Source organism: Thermohahella caldifontis (assembly GCF_041153465.1).
GTDB classification, from domain to species: Bacteria; Pseudomonadota; Gammaproteobacteria; order Pseudomonadales; family Oleiphilaceae; genus Thermohahella; species Thermohahella caldifontis.
Genome location: NZ_CP154858.1, coordinates 3,027,292 through 3,047,286 on the forward strand (window position 1 = coordinate 3,027,292; position 19,995 = coordinate 3,047,286).

Annotated in this window: 13 protein-coding genes; 8 read left to right on the forward strand and 5 right to left on the reverse strand. The window is 62.2% G+C overall.

Going from position 1 to position 19,995, the window contains the following annotated elements; translation table 11 throughout:
• Window positions 1–32 precede the first annotated feature (32 nt).
• Window positions 33–986 carry a hypothetical protein gene (locus tag AAIA72_RS14725; RefSeq protein WP_369601047.1) on the reverse strand — a complete coding sequence of 318 codons (954 nt, stop codon included), beginning with the start codon at window positions 984–986 and terminating at the stop codon, window positions 33–35.
• Between the two features lie 352 nt (window positions 987–1,338).
• On the opposite strand from AAIA72_RS14725, the gene AAIA72_RS14730 reads away from it, so the two are divergent.
• Window positions 1,339–3,648 carry an RND family transporter gene (locus AAIA72_RS14730; RefSeq protein WP_369601048.1) on the forward strand — a complete coding sequence of 770 codons (2,310 nt, stop codon included), beginning with the start codon at window positions 1,339–1,341 and terminating at the stop codon, window positions 3,646–3,648.
• Here the strand turns inward: AAIA72_RS14730 and AAIA72_RS14735 are convergent.
• Window positions 3,639–6,626, reverse strand: a complete 2,988-nt coding sequence (locus tag AAIA72_RS14735; protein WP_369601049.1) for a beta-galactosidase — start codon at window positions 6,624–6,626, stop codon at window positions 3,639–3,641. The two genes, AAIA72_RS14730 and AAIA72_RS14735, sit on opposite strands and share 10 nt — an antisense overlap.
• 176 nt (window positions 6,627–6,802) lie before the next feature.
• Here AAIA72_RS14735 and AAIA72_RS14740 point away from each other — a divergent pair, with 176 nt between their 5' ends.
• The 4 genes from AAIA72_RS14740 (at window position 6,803) to AAIA72_RS14755 (ending at window position 13,899) form a co-directional block, all read left to right on the forward strand.
• Window positions 6,803–9,034 (forward strand): alpha-glucosidase, encoded by a 2,232-nt coding sequence (locus AAIA72_RS14740; RefSeq protein WP_369601050.1) that lies wholly within the window; start codon window positions 6,803–6,805, stop codon window positions 9,032–9,034.
• A 170-nt stretch (window positions 9,035–9,204) separates the two neighbouring features.
• Window positions 9,205–10,506: an MFS transporter gene (locus AAIA72_RS14745; RefSeq protein ID WP_369601051.1), complete on the forward strand. Its 1,302-nt coding sequence runs from the start codon at window positions 9,205–9,207 to the stop codon at window positions 10,504–10,506.
• Window positions 10,507–10,870: 364 nt separating this feature from the next.
• Entirely contained in the window at window positions 10,871–12,214 is a 1,344-nt protein-coding gene (locus AAIA72_RS14750; RefSeq protein WP_369601052.1) for a hypothetical protein, read from the forward strand.
• Between the two features lie 617 nt (window positions 12,215–12,831).
• On the forward strand, window positions 12,832–13,899 hold the full coding sequence (locus tag AAIA72_RS14755; RefSeq protein WP_369601053.1) for a 3-deoxy-7-phosphoheptulonate synthase: 1,068 nt from the start codon (window positions 12,832–12,834) through the stop codon (window positions 13,897–13,899).
• A gap of 48 nt (window positions 13,900–13,947) precedes the next feature.
• Here AAIA72_RS14755 and AAIA72_RS14760 read toward each other — a convergent pair whose 3' ends face one another.
• Window positions 13,948–15,882 carry a methyl-accepting chemotaxis protein gene (locus AAIA72_RS14760; RefSeq protein WP_369601054.1) on the reverse strand — a complete coding sequence of 645 codons (1,935 nt, stop codon included), beginning with the start codon at window positions 15,880–15,882 and terminating at the stop codon, window positions 13,948–13,950.
• 68 nt (window positions 15,883–15,950) lie between these two features.
• Window positions 15,951–16,583 (reverse strand): LysE family translocator, encoded by a 633-nt coding sequence (locus AAIA72_RS14765; protein WP_369601055.1) that lies wholly within the window; start codon window positions 16,581–16,583, stop codon window positions 15,951–15,953.
• Window positions 16,584–16,652: 69 nt separating this feature from the next.
• Here AAIA72_RS14765 and AAIA72_RS14770 point away from each other — a divergent pair, with 69 nt between their 5' ends.
• Window positions 16,653–17,075 (forward strand): glutaredoxin family protein, encoded by a 423-nt coding sequence (locus AAIA72_RS14770; RefSeq protein ID WP_369601056.1) that lies wholly within the window; start codon window positions 16,653–16,655, stop codon window positions 17,073–17,075.
• On the opposite strand, the gene AAIA72_RS14775 is transcribed toward AAIA72_RS14770, so the two are convergent.
• On the reverse strand, window positions 17,000–17,635 hold the full coding sequence (locus tag AAIA72_RS14775; protein WP_369601057.1) for a trimeric intracellular cation channel family protein: 636 nt from the start codon (window positions 17,633–17,635) through the stop codon (window positions 17,000–17,002). The two genes, AAIA72_RS14770 and AAIA72_RS14775, sit on opposite strands and share 76 nt — an antisense overlap.
• Window positions 17,636–17,709: 74 nt before the next feature.
• Here AAIA72_RS14775 and AAIA72_RS14780 point away from each other — a divergent pair, with 74 nt between their 5' ends.
• Both AAIA72_RS14780 and AAIA72_RS14785 read left to right on the forward strand, forming a co-directional pair.
• Entirely contained in the window at window positions 17,710–18,441 is a 732-nt protein-coding gene (locus AAIA72_RS14780; RefSeq protein WP_369601058.1) for a response regulator, read from the forward strand.
• Entirely contained in the window at window positions 18,434–19,894 is a 1,461-nt protein-coding gene (locus tag AAIA72_RS14785; protein WP_369601059.1) for an ATP-binding protein, read from the forward strand. The genes AAIA72_RS14780 and AAIA72_RS14785 overlap by 8 nt, the downstream gene beginning before the upstream one ends.
• Window positions 19,895–19,995: the final 101 nt, after the last annotated feature.

Below are 19,995 nucleotides of genomic sequence, written 5' to 3' on the forward strand. Positions count from 1 at the left end.
TGTCTTGCCTCTTCAATGTCAGGTCGTCGGCCTCAGGCCAGCCCGTGGGCGGCCAGGACTGCCAGGGTAAGAATCAGATAACCGGCCAGCGTGGTGATGCCCACGGCGGCTTCGTTGCGTTCGCGGCCCTCTGCTGAGGGGGCCGCCGGAAAGCGGTTCAGTGTCAGCAGGGCCCAGGCGCCGACGATGGCCAGCAGGGCCAGGGCGATGGTAGCCGCCAGAGTCTGGCCGGCGAGTTGCCAGGTCAGCAGGCCCTGAATGGCCACCATGACCGCAGTCAGGCTCTGGATGATGCGAATGGCCAGGGGGATGCCGAAAATGCGGGCATAGGAGTCAATGGTTTCGCGCTCTTCCTCCGGTCCCCAGGTCTTGCGGGTGATTTCAAAGGCAAAACCGCTGACCAGCGCTAGCGCGGAGAGGCCGTAGGTAGCGGTGTTCCAGCCGCTGCCGGGCACCGCCAGTTGCGCCAGCCAGTAAACGATGAAGGGCATGATGGCCATGTGAGAAACAGCGTACAGGGTCAGGCGTTTCTCCAGCCAGGCACCACAGAAGAATTCCTTGCCCATCAGGCACAGCCAGCCGAACAGGGCCAGCCAAGCCAGCGTCACGGGGCCGAATCCGCCGTCCAGCCACAGTGAGGTGCCCAGCTGCGCGGCAATGGCCACAGCGCCGACGGCGCGCAACTGGCCGAGGGTGATGCGGCCGCTCTGCAGCACCCGGTGGGGGTGATTCAGGCAGTCCTTTTCATAGTCCTTGTGCTCGTCGAAGATGCGGATGAGCAGAAAGAAGCTCCAGGTGAGTACGGCACCCCAGAGATCGAACAGCGAGTAGGCGATGCCGTCGCTGCCCGTGGCCGCCCGTGTCAGTGTGGCCACCGTGACGTAGAGGGTGACAAACAGGATGCCGTTCTTCCAGGCAAAGCGTTCGTCGATCCAGTCCAGAAAATGTCCGATCCAGGGTTTTTCAGCCGGTTGTATTGCTTGCATGCACGCACTCCTGATAAGCACATCATTTCGGGGCAACTGCGTGTGCAGCCACCTTCCAGAGACTTCCGTTTGCTGTCCTTGTTGTTGTCGTGCGAGGCCGGTTCTGCCTTCGGACCCCGGGCCGGCGGGTTGTTTTGATTGTCTGGGCCACGGGTGATACCTGAGCGGGGTCAGATATCTGTCAGAAGATGGTAACATCGTACCAATCATCTGCCCACACTGCGTCATCAGAAGTGTGTGTCTTTTCACAATTAAACATGATTTGACAATCTGAGACGATTTTGGCGCTATAGTGTGCAAAATCCGGAGGGGGATCTGGGATGATTTTCGCAAACGAACATGAGGATGAGGTGTGAAAGCGTTTTGGATTGACCGGATCCTGAACCGGCCCTGGCAGGCCGTTGTGCTCTGTCTGCTGATCCTGGGCGCCAGCCTGCCGCTGCTGCCCAGGTTGTGGCTGACCATCGACTACAAGATCTATTTCGAACCGGATGACCCTCAGCTCCGGGCCATGGAGGAGATGGAGCGCACCTTCATCGAGGACAACACGCTGGTGGTCATGGTGGCGCCGGAGCAGGGGGAGGTGTTCCAGCCCCGGGTGCTGAGCCTGATCGACCGCCTGACCGAAGCTGGGTGGCAGATTCCCCATGCGTTGCGCGTGGATTCACTGACCAACTATTCCTACAGCCGGGCCAGCGGAGATGAGGTGGAAATCTTCCTGCTGTTCGAAAACCCGGATTCGCTCACAGTCGAAGATATCCGTCAGCGCCGGCAGTGGGCCCTGGAGGATCCGGCGCTGGTGGGCAGCCTGCTGTCCGACGACGGCCGGGTGGCCGCGGTGGTGGTGACGGTCTCCATTCCGGACAATCCGGTGCGTGAGGTGCCGGAAATCGCCACGGCCATGCGCGGCGTCCTGCAGGACCTGCAACAGACGGCGCCCGATGTGCGGCTGTTCCTCAATGGCACCGTGATGGCGGATCAGTCCTTTGCGGACGCCATCGCTCAGGACAGCCAATGGCTGACGCCACTGAGCTACCTGATCATCTTCGGGCTCATTGCGCTGCTGCTGCGCAGTCCGCTGGCCATGCTGATGACGGCCGTTGTGATTGTGGCGGCGGTGCTGGTGGCCTTCGGGGCCAAGGCCCTGTTCAATCCGGCCATCAATACGGTGACGGTGCTGGCGCCGAGTGTGATCATGATCGTTTCGGTCGCCGATGCCATGCACCTCTTTGCCAGCTACTTCCAGCGTCAGCGGGAGGGCGAGCCGGTTCAGGCGGCCCTGCGCCATGCCCTGGAGATCAACTGGCAGCCGGTCATTCTCACCAGTCTGACCACGGCAGTGGGTTTCCTGAGCCTCAATTTCAGCAAGTCGCCGCCATTGCGGGACATGGGCAATACCGTGGCCGTGGGTACGCTGGCGGCCATGTTTTTCTCGCTGGTACTGTTGCCCGCGCTCATCCGTTTGCGCCCCGTCCGGGCGCCGCGGCCCTGGCTGTGGCTGGCCCGGATCGCGGAACGGGTGGCAGGCGGGGTGGTGCGTTACCCGGGGCCTGTGATCGGAATCAGTCTGCTGGTCGGGGGCGTGCTGCTTGCCGGCCTGCCGCGCAATGCGCTCAACGAAGTGTATGTGGAGTATTTCGACAAGACCTTTGCCTTCCGGCAGGCCAACGATTTCATGAATGAACATCTGCGCGGGCCTCACCGGCTCAGTTTCGTGATCGACAGTGGCCGGGAGAACGGTGTTTTTGATCCGGAATTTCTGCGCAAGGTTGAGGAGTTTGCCGCCTTTCTGGAGGCACAGCCCGAAGTGACGGATGTGGATCGTTACACGCTGATCCTCAAGCGGCTGAACCGCAACATGCGTGGGGATGATCCGGCCGCCTGGGCCCTGCCCCGGAGCCGGGAGGAGGCGGCCCAGTACACCCTGCTGTATGAAATGTCGCTGCCGTTCGGGCAGAGTCTGACCCAGTATCTGGACATCCGCCGCCAGAAGACACGGGTCACCGCGGCGGTGCAACTGACCAGCTCGGCGGTGATCCTGGATCTGGATGCCCGGGCGCAGGCCTGGCTGGCGACCCACCTGCCCGAGTCCGTGGTGCCGGCGGTCAGTCTGGACACCATGTTCTCCCACATTGCCCAGGACAACATCCCGGCCATGGTGGAAGGAACGGTGCTGGCGCTGGTGCTGATCTCCGGTCTGATCATGGTGGCCACCCGCTCACTCTCCATCGGCCTGATCAGCCTGCTGCCCAATCTGCTGCCCATGGCCATGGCCTTCGGGTTGTGGGGCTTTCTGTATGGACGCATTGGCCTGACGGAGTCCACCATTGCGAGTCTTACCATGGGGCTGATTGTGGACGATACCGTACACATGCTGACCAAGTACCTGCGCGCGCGGCGCGATCTGGGCCTGTCGGCGGCGGAGGCGGTGCGTTATGCCCTGGGCACGGTGGGGGAGGCGGTGATCATGACGTCGGTGGTGTTCAGTGCGGGTTTCGGCGTGCTGGCCCTGTCCCATTTCACCGGCAACAGCCATCTGGGGGCCCTGACCGCCATCACCATTGTGCTGGCCTTGCTGGCGGATCTGTTCCTGCTGCCGGCACTGCTGGTGAAGTTCGACCGGCTGAACTTTCAGCCGGCCGAAGCTGCCGTTCACTCCTGAACCGCCACCCAGCTCACGCTGTCCAGGCGTGCGGCTTCGCCGGGGGCGGACACGTCCCGCAGGATCACCTGCAGGCGGTGACCCCGGCCATCTGCCAGTGCCTCGACAGTGAGCGGGAAGTCGTCGGGCGGCGTGTTCATCCACATGTCACGCTGTCCGCGGCCCCAGAACCCCCGTTTGAGCCAGCCTTCATCGGAGAGCCAGCGGCCGATCAGGGTGCCATCCAGCCAGATCTCGCCCATCAGGTTGCGACCCTTCAGCCGCAGCGCCATAGGGGCATAACGGCGATCCGTATTCCGCACAGGCGGCAGGTTCCAGCTCAGGGTGCGGACTTCGCCCGGGACGAAGGCCGTGCCCGGATTACGGAGCGCTTCCGGCGTCTGTGGTGCACTGTCCGGCACAAAGCGCCAGTTGTCCAGGGTGATCCAGCCCAGCCGGGCCTCGCCCCAGAGCCCCTTCACGGAATCAAATCCCAGGGAGGGGATGCGTGCGGCGGTGCCTGACAGGGTGCCCCGGGGCCACATGAAGCTGCCATGACCCCAGATTTCCGTGCGTATCGCCAGGGTATTGTGTCCTTTCTTCAGATAGGGGCGGATATCCGGCAGACGGTAGGCACTGTTCGCGCTGTCGCTGTCCAGCTCCGTGCCCACGGGGGCCACGGTGGTGAGGTAATGGCCGTTCACATAGAGACTGACGATGTCACTGGCATGCCCGATGTAAAGATCGGAGGGCTCCCAGGGCAGCAGGCCCCAGGTGCTGTTGATATCGAACTCGGCCACATACCAGCCTGCGCCGGTCCACTGCCCCAGGGATTCCATGGTGCGCGGCTCGCCCCACCAGGAAACGGTGGCCTGGCTGGCATCGGGAACCGGCAGCCGGGTGCGTCGGACCGTGGGGTTGCCCGGTTGCCAGTCGGATGTTCCGCCCGCACGGACGGACTCGGTGGGCAGCCAGGTGCCGGCATTGATCCCGCCATTGACCTGCCAGGGGGAAAGGCCCGGCGAGGCGGGCGGCGTACCGAGCACCAGCACGGCGTCACCGGTGCGGGTCTGCCACAGTGTGTCCGCGTCCGGCGAGACATAGTCCGGCCCCACGATGACGGACAGCGCACCGCCCCGGCGAACCGGCCACACCTTGCCCGCTTCCCGGGCAGGGACCACCAGAATGTGGAGACGGCCGGAGCGGGTCTCCAGTACCAGTTGGTGATGACCACTGCCGGACGTGGTAAAGGTCAGCGAGGTATCGGTTTTCTCGTGAATCCGGATACCGCTGTCCTGATAGGTGATGCGGGCATCCTGAAGCTCATCCAGGGCGGTTTCACCGTTGTCGCCGGTCAGGATCAGGTAGCGCGTGCCGTTGGACGCGTCACTCCAGACCAGGCGGTGGGTCGTGTAGGTGAGCCGGCCGGTGTCGGGCAGCGGCAGATTCACGGGGACGACCGCCACGGGCGTGGTCTGTGCGGTGCCGAACTGGCCTGCGGCAGTACCGGCTGCGGGCAGCGTCAGTGCCTGATAGCGTGGCAGGGCACGGTTGTCCACCACCAGCCCGCCGACGGGCAGCGTCTGGGATGTGCTGGTTTCATTCAGCAGGGTCACGAACCTGGCGCCGCCGGTACCCTGCATCCAGTACAGCCAGGGGGTATTGCCGCCTTCGCGGGTGCCGAGTCCGGTCTGGTTCAGTCGCACCGGGCCGGAAGTGGCCGGCAGTTTCACCCGCTGTGCCGTGCCTGCGGGGGCCAGCCAGGGTTCCACTGTGTCGAAGAACAGGTTGTCGGCGTGGAACTCCGCATAGCTCGGGCGCAGCAGCCCTGACGGCGAGATGGGGCCGCCGTAGTCGATCACGTTGTGAAAGTAGGCCACGGTCGGCGAAACGAAACCGGTGAGAATGTTCTCGATGCTTGAAAAGTCGAAAATGCGCTGGAACTTGTCGCTGCCGTTGCCATTGAGCACCAGGCTGTTGCGGTAACCCGACTGGATGGCGCCCACCGCGTTGAATGCAAAGGTCCCGTCCAGACCGGCCAGCAGCATGCGCTTGATGCGTGCCGGATCCCGATCCGTTTCGGTGGTTCCGCTGGGCATGTTGCGGTAGCGTCCGCCATGATTGCCGCTGTGCATGTCATTGAGCAGCTCGGTCACCACCTTTTCCGGGTATTCGCCGCCAAGACCGTTGTAGATGTTGGGCATGGGGATCACGTCGGGCACGTCACCGGTCCAGGAGGCCTTGCCATCACCGGGGCAGGTGGTGACGGGCAGGGTGATGCCGTCTGCGCGAAGCTGATCCCGCAGGGCCTTGATATAGGCTGCCGGATTGGCACGTGCACGGAGATCCCGCTCCGGTCCTCCCTCATGCCAGAACAGCTTGTCCAGCTCATGGAAGGTGGCGAACCAGTTGTACTCGTTTTCCACACCATAAAGAATGATGGGCCCGCCGGAAGTGGCCAGCCAAGGACGCACGTACCGGTTCAGTTGCGAAAAATAGCGCCGGACATAATAGAGAAAGTCCGGGTCTTCTGTCCGGAAGTTGACACGGCCATCGCGGCTCAGGGATTTCTTGGTGGATTGGGTCATCAGCCAGCCGGGAACCCCACCGCCATCCATTTCATTGGTGATATAGGGGCCGGGACGGAGGTAAACGTAGAGCCCGAGGGACTTGGCCAGATCCAGGAACCGGCCCAGATTCGGCTGGCTGAAATTGAACCGGCCCGGCTCCGGCTCCACCACATTCCAGGGCACATAAAGGTCGATCGTGTTGAACCCGGCGGCTTTGAATTTTTCGAGGCGGTCCCGCCAGGCGGCTTCCGGAATGCGGAACCATTGGACCGAGCCGCCGCGCAGCAAACGGTATTGCCCGTCAATTCTGAATCCCTGTGCATCATAGCTGACGCTGTAGGGGCGGCCATCGGACAGGCTGGCCTGTGCGGGCGAAACGAGAGAGGCTGCCAGTATGGCGGAGGCAAGACGGGAACGTATCAGCACCATGATTTCTCCTGTGTGGTTGTTTTTTGAGCGTACCTTGCCGGAATCCTATCCGGTACGACAGTGCAAAAAAGGTCAAATTTCTGGAAATGTGTGCCAAATCTCAAATCCTGTAGGATTGTTGGACAAGGTGCTGACAGATTCATAGCATGTTCGGAAAACGAACAGGAGGAATCCGCATGCTCAGGTATTCATCTGCACTGGTTCTGACCCTGGCGCTGTCAGCCGGTGCTCAGGCCGGTCTGACCGCTTCGGCCAGTCCCGTGACGTGGCGCAGCGGCAGCTTCGAGGTCCGCTGGACGGGCAATCAGCTCAGCGTGCTGTCGCGCACGGAACCCGGCAAGGTGCTCTGGCAGTCCGTACCCGGAGAAGCCTTTGCCGTGGCCGGCGGCCATGCGCTGGAGGGGGAGGATAACCGGGGCTCCTACACGATTGACGAGCATGTCCGCTACCGCTGTGAACAGCAGCAGGTCACCGGGACACGGATCAGCGGGAATACACTGGAACTGACCGGCCGCTACCTTGACAGCGACAGCCGGTGCCGAAACAGGACCTGGTCCTTGCGCTTCCGTGCCCTGTCCGCCGGCCAGCTTCGCTTTGACTGGTCGCACAACGCCGGCAACTACAGCGAACTGCGCTTTGCGAGCCGGGCAGATGAACGCTTTTACGGCTTTGGCGAACAATTCAGCGTGCTCAACCACAAGGGGCACGAGGTGCCGGTCATCGCCCAGGAAAACGGAGTCGGACGCACGCACCCGGTCATCGCACCGGTGATCAACCTGGCTTCACCGGGCTCGGCAGGGCACGCCTACAGCACCTATGCCGCCATGCCCCAGTTCGTATCCAGCCTCAATCGGGGCCTGGTGCTGGAAAATGATGTCTACAGCGTTTTCGACCTGCGCGAGAACGACCGAGTGCGCATCCGCCTGTTCGAAGGGCGCATGGCCGGACGGATCCTTCAGGGCCGGCGCATGCTTGACGTGATCTCCGCACTCACCGAGTACACCGGCCGCATGCCCGAACTGCCCGCCTGGATACAGCAAGGCGCCATCGTGGGCATGCAGGGCGGTACCCAACGGGTACTGGATATCTGGGAGAAACTGCGCGCGCACAATACTCCCATCGCGGCCTTCTGGCTTCAGGACTGGGTCGGCAAGCGCAAGACGACCATTGGCTCTCAGCTCTGGTGGAACTGGGAACTGGATGAGAATCAGTACCCCGAATGGTCTCTGATGGTTGACACCCTGCATGATGCCGGCATCCGGGTCATGGGTTACATCAACTCCATGATGGTGGATGCATCCCTGAAGGGGCAGCACCAGCGCAACCTCTATCAGGAGGCGCTGTCGCGCGGATATCTGGTGAAGAAAGCTGACGGCAGCCCCTATCCCATTACCAATACGGACTTCGATGCCGGACTGCTGGATCTGTCCAATCCGGCTGCCCGTCGCTGGTACAAGGACATCATCCGCGACAACCTCATCGGCAGCGGCCTTTCCGGCTGGATGGCCGACTTTGCCGAAGCCCTGCCGTTTGACGCGGTGCTCTACAATGGTCAGACCGGAGCCGCCTATCACAACCGCTACGTGGAAGAATGGGCGCGCCTGAACCGGGAAGCACTGGAAGAAACCGGCCGCCTGGGGGACATCGTGTTCTTCAACCGCGCCGGCTTCACCCGCTCCACCCGTTACAGCACCCTGTTCTGGGAAGGCGACCAGACCGTCACCTGGGACGAGCATGACGGATTCCGGAGTGCACTGCTGGCCCTGATCAACGGCGGCTTCTCCGGCATCACCCTCAACCACAGCGATATCGGTGGCTACACCTCGCTCAGCAAGTGGGGATTGGGCTACTCGCGCGAAAAGGAACTGCTGCTGCGCTGGATGGAAGCCAACGCCTTCACGGCCGCGTTCCGCACTCATGAAGGCAATCAACCGGAGGAAAATGCCCAGTTCTATTCGGATAACGATACCCTGAATGCCTTTGCCCGCTGGGCCCGGGTGTATGCGGCGCTGGCCCCGTACCGCAGCCAATTCATTCGGGAAGCGGCGAACAAGGGCTATCCGCTGGTGCGCCATCCCATGCTGCATTACCCGGAAGACGCAGAACTGGCGGGCCTGAAGGACCACTTCCTGCTGGGATCGGACGTCCTGGTGGCGCCCATCGTCAACAAGCAGCGTACCTGGAAGAAGGTCTACTTCCCCGCCGGCACCTGGATCAACGTCTGGACCGGCAAGGCGTATGGCGACGCAGGCAAGCCCACCCAACCCTGGTGGAACCGCTTCAACCCGGCCAACGGCCGCTGGGCCTGGGTGCCTGCACCGCTGAACCAGCCGCCCGTCTTCATCCGGGCCGACAGCCCCTGGCGCAACCAGGTCATCAGCGCCCTGCGCAGGGCCTGGAAGGGCTGAAGGGAAGTCCTGGCACTCCGGCCGGGGCCGGGGCCCGGACAGTGAACGCAGTAAAGTGGTTGACCGATCTGCCCGCCTGCCCCAAACTGAAGGCAGGAGGGCAGAATGCCGGGACAGATCAGGATCAGAGAACGGGCCGCTGCCCAGATGTTTCGCAGCGGTGAGGCACCATGGGCGCCCTGCGGGAGCCGTTGCATCAGAGCTGTACATTTCTGATGCTGCCTCACCTGCGTTCCTTTGTTTCCCTGTTTACCAGTTACGGCCTGCTGATTCTGGCGAACGGGCTGCTCACAACGCTGCTCGGCCTGCGAGCCATGGCCGAGGGGTTCGGTACCCGGGTGACCGGACTGATGATGGCACTCTACTTTCTCGGCATGTTTCTCGGTGCCATGTATGCGGGGCGGGTTGTCAGGCGGGCCGGCCATATCCGGGCCTTTGCAGCTTTCGCCTCCCTGCTGTCCATCTCGCCACTCATTTATACCCTCTGGCCGGTACCGGCTGTCTGGAGCCTGTTCAGGCTGACGGATGGCTGGTGCCTGGCCGGTCTGTTCATGGTGACGGAAAGCTGGCTCAATGACCGGGCGGACAATGCCAGCCGTGGCAGTGTGCTGGCGCTTTACATGGTCGTCAATTACATGGCCTACGGTGCCGCTCAGCTTCTGCTGCCGGTGTGGGATCTGAGCACCTTCAATCCCTACGCGATCTGCGCCGTATTCTTCTCACTATCCGTCATTCCGCTGCTCATGACCCGTGCTATCGCACCTGATCTGGAGCACGATAACGGCATTGCCCTGAAGCACGTGTTGTCCCGCGCGCCGGTGGGATTCTGGGGCGCCGCCTGTGCAGGCATTGTCTCCGCATCCTTTTTTTCGATGGCGCCGGTGTTTGCGGACGGCATGGGCTTTTCCACCACGGAAATCAGTTATTTCATGGCCGCCGGCATACTGGGTGGACTGGCACTTCAGATCCCTCTGGGGAAACTGTCGGACAGGATGGAAAGGCGAGTGGTCATCAGCGCCGTGGCTACGGCAAGTGCCCTGTGCAGTGCACTGATCGTCCTGCAGGTGAAGTTTTCGCCCTCGCTCGTCACCCTGATGGTCAGTGCCTTCCTGTTCGGCAGTCTCGCACTCACCCTCTACTCGCTTTCTGCTGCCCATGCCAATGACTGGTGTGATCCGGACAAGCGGGCAAGAATTGCGGCCACGCTGCTCATCGGTTATGGCGGCGGCGCCGTAGCCGGGCCGCTCATGACTGCACTGTTCATGGGGTGGCTGGGACCGGTTGGTCTGTTCGTGTTCATTGCCGCATGCTGTATTGTGCTGGCGGGCTACGCCTTCCACCTCAGCCGTGTGCGGGAAAATGCCACGGAGAAGGTCAGCTTCGTCCCGCAACCTTCACCCATGCCGGGCCCTGAAGAACTCTACATGTCCGTGCAGGAGCAGGCTGACCCGGTGCCGGACCCCGCGCCGTGAACGGCCTGTGGATCCCCCCGGACTCCGAAGGCAGCCTCAGGTGAGTGTTGCCCGCTTCCGCCAGAAGGCTGATGTGCCCATTGTATCCGTCCGGACGCCGAAGGGGGCCTTGGGTGCGTGTTGCCCGCTTCCGGAAGGAGACTGATGTGCCCGTTGGATCCGTCCGGACTCCGAAGGCGGCCTCAGGTGCGTGCACCGCAGCCGCCGGAGGAGCCCGGACGGATGGAACGCACACAGCCCGGACGGATTGAACAGCTGTCGCGGACAGATTGAACTCACGCCCCGACCGAGCCGGACGGTGCCAGGGCAGTTCAATTCAGCTACAATTCGCATTCTCACGGAAGAAACCACCAAGGGACGAATCATGATCAAGGGAATAGTGATCTTTTTTGCACTGCTGTCAGGCGGGATTGCCTATGTTTCCGGCTGGGGACAAACAGATGAGGAATTGTCCGGCTCATCCCGGAAATGGTTGAACCTGTCCGAAACCGGAACGCCGAATGAGGCCTTTCTTTTTCTTTTCGGAATCGCTGCGCCGGAGAATGAGGCCCCCATTCGCTGGGGAAAGATGCGCCTGGCGCAATATCATGCCCTGCTTGAACAGGGAACCGAACCCGGCAGGGACCTGACCGGTTCAGCGCAACCGGCTGACCCTGAGCACAAGGACACAAGTGAAGGTCTCTTCCCCGGACAAAGGACGGCAGCAAAGGAAATTGAACTGCCTCAGGGAGGCTATTTTTGCAGTCGTCGGGAGCCGGACTGTATCACACGTCTTTTGGCCATCACTGCTGATGACATGAAACAGCTCGGCGAAGAGAACCGGGCGCTCCGGGAGCGTGTTCAACAATTTCTGATGTTTGACAGTTACCGGACGACGGCCCTTCCCGACATTCAGGAACCGTTTGATTATCTTTTCTATCTTTCTGCCGGCCTGAGACTGGAACTGCTCGGAGCAATTGCCTTGTACAACACGGATCAGCCCGGGCCGGCCGTTCATGCGCTGCTTGATTTGCTGGCCAGAACGAGAAAGCACCTGAAGCTGCAGGACACGTTTCTCGGCCGGGCGGTGGTCGCTTCAAACATGGCCGATACCCTGGATATTCTCGCGTTGATATCGAGCCGTTCGGTTCCTGAAGGGCTGACCGTTGATCAGCTCACGGTTGAGGAAAGGGACGTGAGGCGTATCGCGGCGAGAGAATTCAGAGGCCATTACCGGCTGCTGCGGAAGATGGACAGGAACCCCGGTTTTTTTGCTGAGGATGAACCTGTGCCGGGCTGGTACGTGCGCCTGTTATTCAAACCGAACATGACAGCCAATGCCATGGCGCCCGTGTATGACAGGCTTGCTGAACTGTCGTTGATGGAGCATGCGGCGTTTGCTGAGGCGATCAAGGTACCGCTCAAGCCGGAGACGACCCCCTGGATCAGCAACTATGCCGGGAATATCCTGTTGAATACCGGGAGTGAAGATCTCCGGAAATACGTCGGGCTGCTGCTGGACCTGAATCTGAAAATCTATCTGTTTAACCATCGTGGGGCTGATCCTGCGAGTCTGAGCAACCCCTACTACCCGGGGCAGCCCCCGAAGCGCACTGCTCAGACAATATGCATGGATGGGCCGTACGAAGATCCGAGGCAGATCAGGTGCATTCCTGTCACGGTGGCTGCAGGTACCGGCCAGTCAGCCTCTTCAGGCTCTGCGCCGTGAACGGCCTGTGGATCCCTCCGGACTCCGAAGGCGGCCTTGGGTGCGTGCTGCCCGCTTCCGCCAGAAGGCCGATGTGCCCCGTTGAATCCCTCCGGACTCCAAGGGCGGCCTTGGGTACGTGTTGCCCGCTTCCGGAAGGAGGTTGATGTGCCCCGTTGGATCCGTCCGGACGCCGAAGGCGGCCTCAGGTGCGTGCACCGCAGCCGCCGGAGGAGCCCGGACGGATTGAACACACCGGCCGGATTGAGCACACAGCCCGGACGGATTGAACATGCGCCCCGACCGAACCGGAAGGTTGCAAAGTGCAGACGCTGACGCTAGTATGAAATCCGATCAGAGTTGAAACGAACAGGCAAGCAGATGAACCGGCCCATGCAACACAGCATGAATCACAACGCGGCAAACGCTGCGGGCCTGTTCGTGTCCGGCGGTCAGTACTGGTTTTATTTTTGGTTTAACCAGGGTTAGGCGCGCCGGCAGGAAGGCACGTCTGACCCACCAGACTGCCTTCCGGAGTAAAACCATCTTGAAAAGAAGCTCCGCAGGCAGTCCCGGCGGGGCTTTTTTAATGCCCCGCAGATCAACATCACACAACGGCAAGACATGAGGACACTGAAATGACGGGGCAAACAACACAGGCACAGGACATGAGTCTGCAACCTTCACGAGAGTCGGTGGTGGCACTGCCATCACCGGAGCAACTGGCCCAGCGTCTGCCGCTGACAGCCAGCGACAAGGCCGCCATCAAGCGCAGCCGGCATGACCTGCGCAAAATTTTGCGTGGCGAAGACAACCGGCTGGCCGTGGTGGTGGGGCCCTGTTCCATTCACGATGTGGGCGCGGCACTGGACTACGCCGAGCGCCTGGCCCGGTTGCAGGAGGACGTGGCGGATACCCTCCAGCTGGTCATGCGGGTCTACGTGGAAAAACCGCGCACCACTGTGGGCTGGAAAGGTCTGGCCTATGATCCGCACCTGGATGGCAGCCACGATCTGGCCTTTGGTCTGGAGCAGTCACGTCATCTCATGCGTGAGGTGGTACGCAGCGGGCTGGCCGTGGCCACCGAGGCCCTGAGCCCGATCGTCACCCGCTACCTGCAGGACATGCTGAGCTGGGTCGCCATTGGTGCCCGGACCACCGAGAGTCAGATACACCGGGAAATGGCCAGCGGTCTGGATGCGGTGATCGGATTCAAGAACAGTACCGAAGGCTGCGTGCAGATTGCCATTGATGCCATGCGTGCCAGCCGCGCCAGCCAGATGTTTCCCACGGTCTTGCCGGATGGCCGGGTCGGCATGGTGACCACACCCGGCAACCCGGATACACACCTGATCCTGCGCGGAGGCCGGCAGGGCACCAACTATGATGCCGACAGCGTCCGCGAAGCCAGCGCGCGAATGCTGGAAGCCGGGCTGCGCCCGCGTCTGATGATTGATGCCAGCCACGGCAACTCGGGCAAGGATTACCGGAACCAGTCCGGGGTGCTGGCCAGCGTCCGGACCCAGCTTGCCCATGGTGCGCCGATCATGGGTGTGATGGTGGAAAGCTTCATCGAGGAGGGGCGGCAGGATCTGACCAACCGGGATGCCCTGCGTTATGGCCAGTCCATCACGGATGCCTGCATAGGCTGGGAGCAGACCCGTACCGAGCTGAGCCGCCTGGCCGAAGTGGTGGCAGCACGCTGATCCACCGGCCCGGCAGTCGCCCCGTCAAGGCTTGCCGGGCCTGCGGCGTCAGACCCGGAACTGCTGAACCTGCGTGCTCACGTCCTGAACGGCCTCCCGGATGCCGGCGGCTTCCCGGGCTGCGGTTGCCACCGCTTCGGATGTGGCATCGGCCGCGTCGTTGATGGCGACGATGTTGCGGTGGATTTCCTCGGACACGCTGCTCTGTTCCTCGGCCATGGAGGCAATTTCGGTGGCCTGGGCAAAGACACTTTCCACGGCGCTGTTGACCCGGCCCAGATGGTCATCCGACTCGCTGAAGGCGGCCTGGCTCTCGCGGGCATTGACCACGGCTTGCTCCGTTTGCTCGACCGCATTGCGGCTGCCTTCCTGAAGGCGCTCGATCAGCGTCTGGATTTCTTCCGTGGATTGCTGGGTTTTCGAGGCCAGTGCGCGTACCTCGTCGGCCACCACGGCAAAACCGCGCCCGCTTTCGCCCGCCCGGGCCGCCTCGATGGCGGCGTTCAGCGCCAGCAGGTTGGTCTGCTCGGCGATGCTGCGGATCACGTCCAGCACCGAGCCGATGTCGTGAGTATGGCTGTCCAGCTCGGTGACCACCGCCTGTGAATCCTGGACATGACGAACCAGAGCCGTCAGTCGCTCGCGGACCTTGTCAGCGATCTGTGCCGTTTCCCGGGTTTCCGAACGGATGGACTCGATACCCTGGGCGGCTTGCTGAACGGCTTCCGAGACATGATGTGCCGTACTGCTCATTTCGGAAATGGCCGAGGTGATCTGGTCGATCTCGGACTTCTGGGTCATGACGGAATCCTGAGCGTGGTCGGCGAGCCGGGCCAGCGCTTCGGCCTTGTCCCGGGCTGCCCGGGCCCGGCCGTTCACGGTATGGATGATGCTCTGAACGCGCTCGATGAAGGCATTGAGTCCGCTGGCGGTCTCCACAATCTCGTCCCGCCCGGCCATGCGGATGCGTTGGGTCAGGTCAGCTTCCCCTTGGGCAACGGTCCGGACCGCCTCGCGCAACAGGTTGATGCGGGCCACCACGCGCATGGACAACACCGCAAACATCACCACAAAGAGTGCCGCCCCGAGCAGGACAGACAGCGACCCCAACAGGGTCATCAGCTTGCCGGCCTGTTGACGGATGTGGTGTCCGGTGCGGGTGATGGCGTCGTCCAGTGTGACATCCACCTTGCGCAGTGACCCCTTGAGGGCATCCCCGACCCGGCCTGCCTGCTGGCCGATGATCCCGGCAACGGTTGTGCCGGTTTCCTTGCGGAGGTCATCAAAGCGTTGCCTGAGCGCTGCCATTTCGGCCTTCACTTTTTCCGTGGAGACGCCAATCACGAACTGACCGATCACCACGCCCTGGGGTTCGATGTTGACCCGGATCACGTCGATGTGATTCGAGCGGGATGCCGCATCCAGAACCTTGTTGACCGAGCCCCGCACGGTGCTGGAGGCCAGCAGTTGCTGGACACGAGGGTCGGTACGGTCCAGATAGCGGGTCATGTATTTCTGATCCTGATCGAAGAAGACGGCGAAGACGACAGCTTCGTCCTGGTCGGCCATCTGTGCCAGCCGCGTCAGTTCGGGGATGTTCTTGTCCCAGACGGCGGGCGGCGATACGGCGGCAATCACTTCGGCCACACGCCGGGCGCTGCCGGTGAGGGTGTCGCGGATACGGGTGCTGATGCCTTGCTGCTCTTGGGTCAGACGCGCTTCAAGCGCCTTGTCCATGGAGGTGCTCACATTCTCCGCCAGACTGACCATCTGACGGTTAATGTCGGACTGGACGCCGGAAAGCTCTTTGGAAATGGCTTCACCGCTCTGGCCCAGAGCCTCCTGAACCGAGCCCTGCATGGCCATCAGGTTTGCGCGGGAAACCAGAATGCTGACGGCCACCTGAAGCACGATGGCCACCAACAATACGGCAAATACGGGCAACAACAGGCGACTTCTGAAATAACGACCCCATGCAGGCATGACAACAGCTCCCGGTCACAGAAAGAGTTTTCTGAACTATAGACCGGAAATGCCGGTTGCGCCTGAAATCAGTCCCGTGTAGCCAGAAACAGGCGTGCAGCCAGGCCCGCGAGCACCACGCCCATCAGGCGTTCGACACGATGGACATGGCGGCGGAAGGCTTCCCGGAAGCGGCGGGCGGAAAGCAGCCAGCTGACCATGCCGAACCAGACCGCAGTGGCCACGCTCATCCACAGACCGTAGATGCCCTGGACCCACTTGGGCGTGTCCGGCTGGATCACGACCGAGAAGAGGGCCACGAAGAACAGGGTGGCCTTGGGGTTGAGCACGTTGGTCAGCAGGCCGAGCCGGAAGGCCTGCCAGTGCCCGGTGGCGTCGCCCGCTGCCGCATCCAGGGCCGAGGCATCCAGTGGTCTGGCATGCAGGCACTGCCAGGCCACATACAGCAGATACAGGGCACCCACCATCTTGAGGACGGTGAACAGCCAGATGGACTGGGCAATCAGCAGTCCGATACCGATCAGCGAGTAGGTGACGTGGAACAGGATGCCCGTACCGATGCCGGCCGAGGTCCAGAGTGCCACACTGCGACTCTTGCACAGACTCTGTCGCAGGACAACGGCAAAATCGGGACCGGGACTGGCCACGGCGAGAAGATGGATGATGGCGACTGTCAGGAACTCGGACCAGTAATCGGACACGGGCACTCCGGAACTTTTTGCGGAAGAAGGCTTCAAAGGATTGGAGCAGATTAAGGGCTGGGATTCAAAATGGCAAGCAAAGCAGGTACGACACCGCGCAGCGGAATACGGACAACCGGATGGATCGCCCTGTTGCTGATCTTTCTGGGGGTGGCTCCGTTCAGGATCGCCGTTGCGGCAGAAGCGGAAGCATCACCTCCCCAAAAGGTCTATATCTTTTCCGCACCGGCCTGTATCTATTGTTATGTGGCGAAAAGGACGTTCGACAAGTACGGCATCCCCTACGAAGAGTTTGATATCAGTACCTCGGAGGCCGCCCGGAATTACTTCATCAAGCTGGGCGGGCAGGGAACGCCGTTGCTGATCGTCAACGGCAAACGCATGCAGGGATTTGACGAGCAGCGCTTCTGGGCACTTTACGGCCCCCCTCCGTCACGTCCTGCGGAGGTATCCGAGACGGACAGAAAGGCCGGCAACGACCAGCCAAAATAAATACCCGCCAGACGCAGCAGCAGCGTCACCAGCATGCCGCCCCAGGCAGCCAGATCGCCCCAGCCCAGATGGGTGCCATAGACATAGGCCAGCGCACCCAGCAGGGCCGGGGTGGCGTAGATTTCCTTGTGAAAGATGAGCGGGATCTCGTTGCAGAGAATATCCCGGATTACACCGCCGGCCACGCCGGTTGTCATGCCCATGATCATGGCCACTTCCACGTCATGTCCTAACGACAAGGCTTTCTGCGCCCCGCTGACGGTGAAGAAGGCCAGACCGATGGCGTCGGCCACTTCCAGCGCACGCATCGGAATGGGGGCTGCCCGGGCCCAGAGGAAGGTGCCGAGACCGGCCAGCAGGGCCGCATTCAGGTAGTGGGTATTGGCCAGCCAGCTGACGGGATGGGCGTTGAGAATCAGGTCGCGCAGGGTGCCACCGCCCAGTGCGGTCACGAAGGCCACGACCAGAACACCGAACAGATCAAAGCGCCGGCGTCCCGCTTCCAGGGCACCGGAAATGGCAAAGACCGTGAGACCGAAGAAATCCAGAAAGGCAAACATGCTTGACTCCCGCGCGTGAGCGGCGATTATAGCGTGCAAGGCCGTGAAGGCGATAGAACAAGAATGACCGGAACATGACTGAAAGTCGCAAGACCCTTCTCGTTGTCGATGATGATCTGGAAATCCGCGAGCTGCTGGGCGATTACCTGCGCCGCAACGGTTTCGACACGTTGTTGGCGGAAGACGGGGAAGCCATGCAGGCCCTGCTGGCCCGGCATGAGCCGGATCTGATCGTACTGGATATCATGCTGCCGGGGGAGGACGGCTTTTCCCTGTGCCAGAAAATCCGTCGTTACTCCGATGTGCCGGTGCTCATGCTGACCGCCAATGCCGATGACACGGACCGGATCGTGGGACTGGAGCTGGGGGCCGACGACTATGTGGCCAAGCCCTTCAATCCCCGCGAGTTGCTGGCCCGTATCCGCGCCATCCTGCGCCGGACGGGGCGGGAGGATACGGGTGACCGGCAGGACAAACCGGTCAGGGCCTGGCACTTTGCCGGCTGGACCCTGGATCTGACGCGCCGGGCGCTGCGGGATGCCGACGGGCGGGAAGAAGACCTCACCGGTGCCGATTTCAGGCTGCTCTGCCTGTTGCTGGAGCGGGCCGGGCAGGAGGTGAGCCGGGACGACATCTCCATGCGACTGAGCGGGCGACCCTGTCAGCCGCTGGACCGGTCCATCGACGTGCACATGAGCCGCCTGCGCAGCCGGCTGGGGGATGATGCCCGTTGTCCGCACATTATCAAGACCGTGCGCGGCAAGGGGTACGTGCTCGCCGTGCCGGTGGAAACCGAGCATGCCTGAGCTGCGCTGGCCCCGGAGCCTGCGTGCCCGGCTGGTGATCATGCTGTTGCTGACCCTGCTGGCGGCGCAGGGGCTGTCCATCTGGATCTGGCAGCGTCAGGCGCGGCAGGCCCATGATGAAACGGTGATCAGTCTGGGGCGGCAGCTGGCCTACAGCATTGCATCGACCGTACGCTTTTTCGGGCAGCTCCCCAGGGATTACCGGCATATCGTGCTGGACCAGCTGCGCAGGATGGGGGGCTCGCGCTTCTTCGTGACGCTCAACAACGAGCACATCGAGGTGACGCCCATTCCCGACTCCGCGATCAAGCGGCGGATCAGCGCGGCGGTCCGCGAGGTGCTGGTGAGCGAACTGGGTTCGCAGCTCAGGCCGGAGGTGGAGTTTGCCTTCGCTGAGGATCTGCGTGTATTCAACAACAATACCCGCCTGCTGGAACTGCCGCCGGGATGGGGGCACCACAGCCTGCTGCTCAAGCCCCGGTCATCGCCCATCATGGTGGTGCAGATGGGCCTGAAGGATGACCAGTGGCTCTATCTGGCGACCGTGCTGCCCACCCCGGACGGGGCCCTGGAAGCCGAGCCGCTCAGCCCCGCCCAACTCTGGAGCATCGGTGCCTCCACCATCGCGGTACTGGTGGTGGCGCTGCTCTGGGTGCGGGGGCTGACCCGACCGCTGCGACGGCTGGCCCGCGCCGCCGAGATGCTGGGGCGGGAGAAGTCCCACCCGCTGCTGCCGGAAACCGGCTCCACGGAGCTGGCCGCGCTGGCCCGGGCATTCAATCTGATGCAGACCCGGATCCGGGGCTATATCCGTGACCGGGAACAGATGTTTTCCGCCATCTCGCATGATCTCAAGACGCCCATCACCCGCCTGCGATTGCGGGCAGAAATGATCGGGGATGATACCCAGCGGGACAAGTTCATTGCTGATCTGGAGGAGCTGGAACTGCTGGTCAACGGGGCCCTCAGGGCAGTGAAGGAAACGGCCCTGAACGAATCCGCAAGCTGGGTGGATCTGGACGCGTTTCTGGAGCAGATCGCCGGTCAGTACACCTTGCGTAACCGGTCCCTCATGACCTATACCTGCGCAATCCGGGGCAAGGCGGAGCTGCATACCAAGCCGCTGGCCCTGCGGCGGGCACTCACGAACCTGATCGACAACGGCATCAAGTACGGTGGACGGGTGGATGTCCGGCTGATGGCGGACAGGGCACACTTCATCATTCAGGTGCGCGACTTCGGCCCCGGGATCCCGGAAAAGGATCTGGACCGGGTCACGGAGCCGTTCGTGCGTCTGGAAGGGTCACGCAACCGCAATACCGGCGGCACGGGCCTGGGGCTGAGCATCGTGAAGAGCATTGTCAACGCGCTGGGCGGAGAGCTGCGACTGCGCAATCATCATGCTGGCGGTCTGGTGGTGGACGTCCTCTTCTCCCGGCAACCTGCCCGTTAAGACTTTGTTACATTTCTTGGGACTGCTTTACCCAAACACGGTCCTGACCTCCCTATACTGGGTGTACACCCGATGATCAGGTGTTGTTCTTACGGATCGAC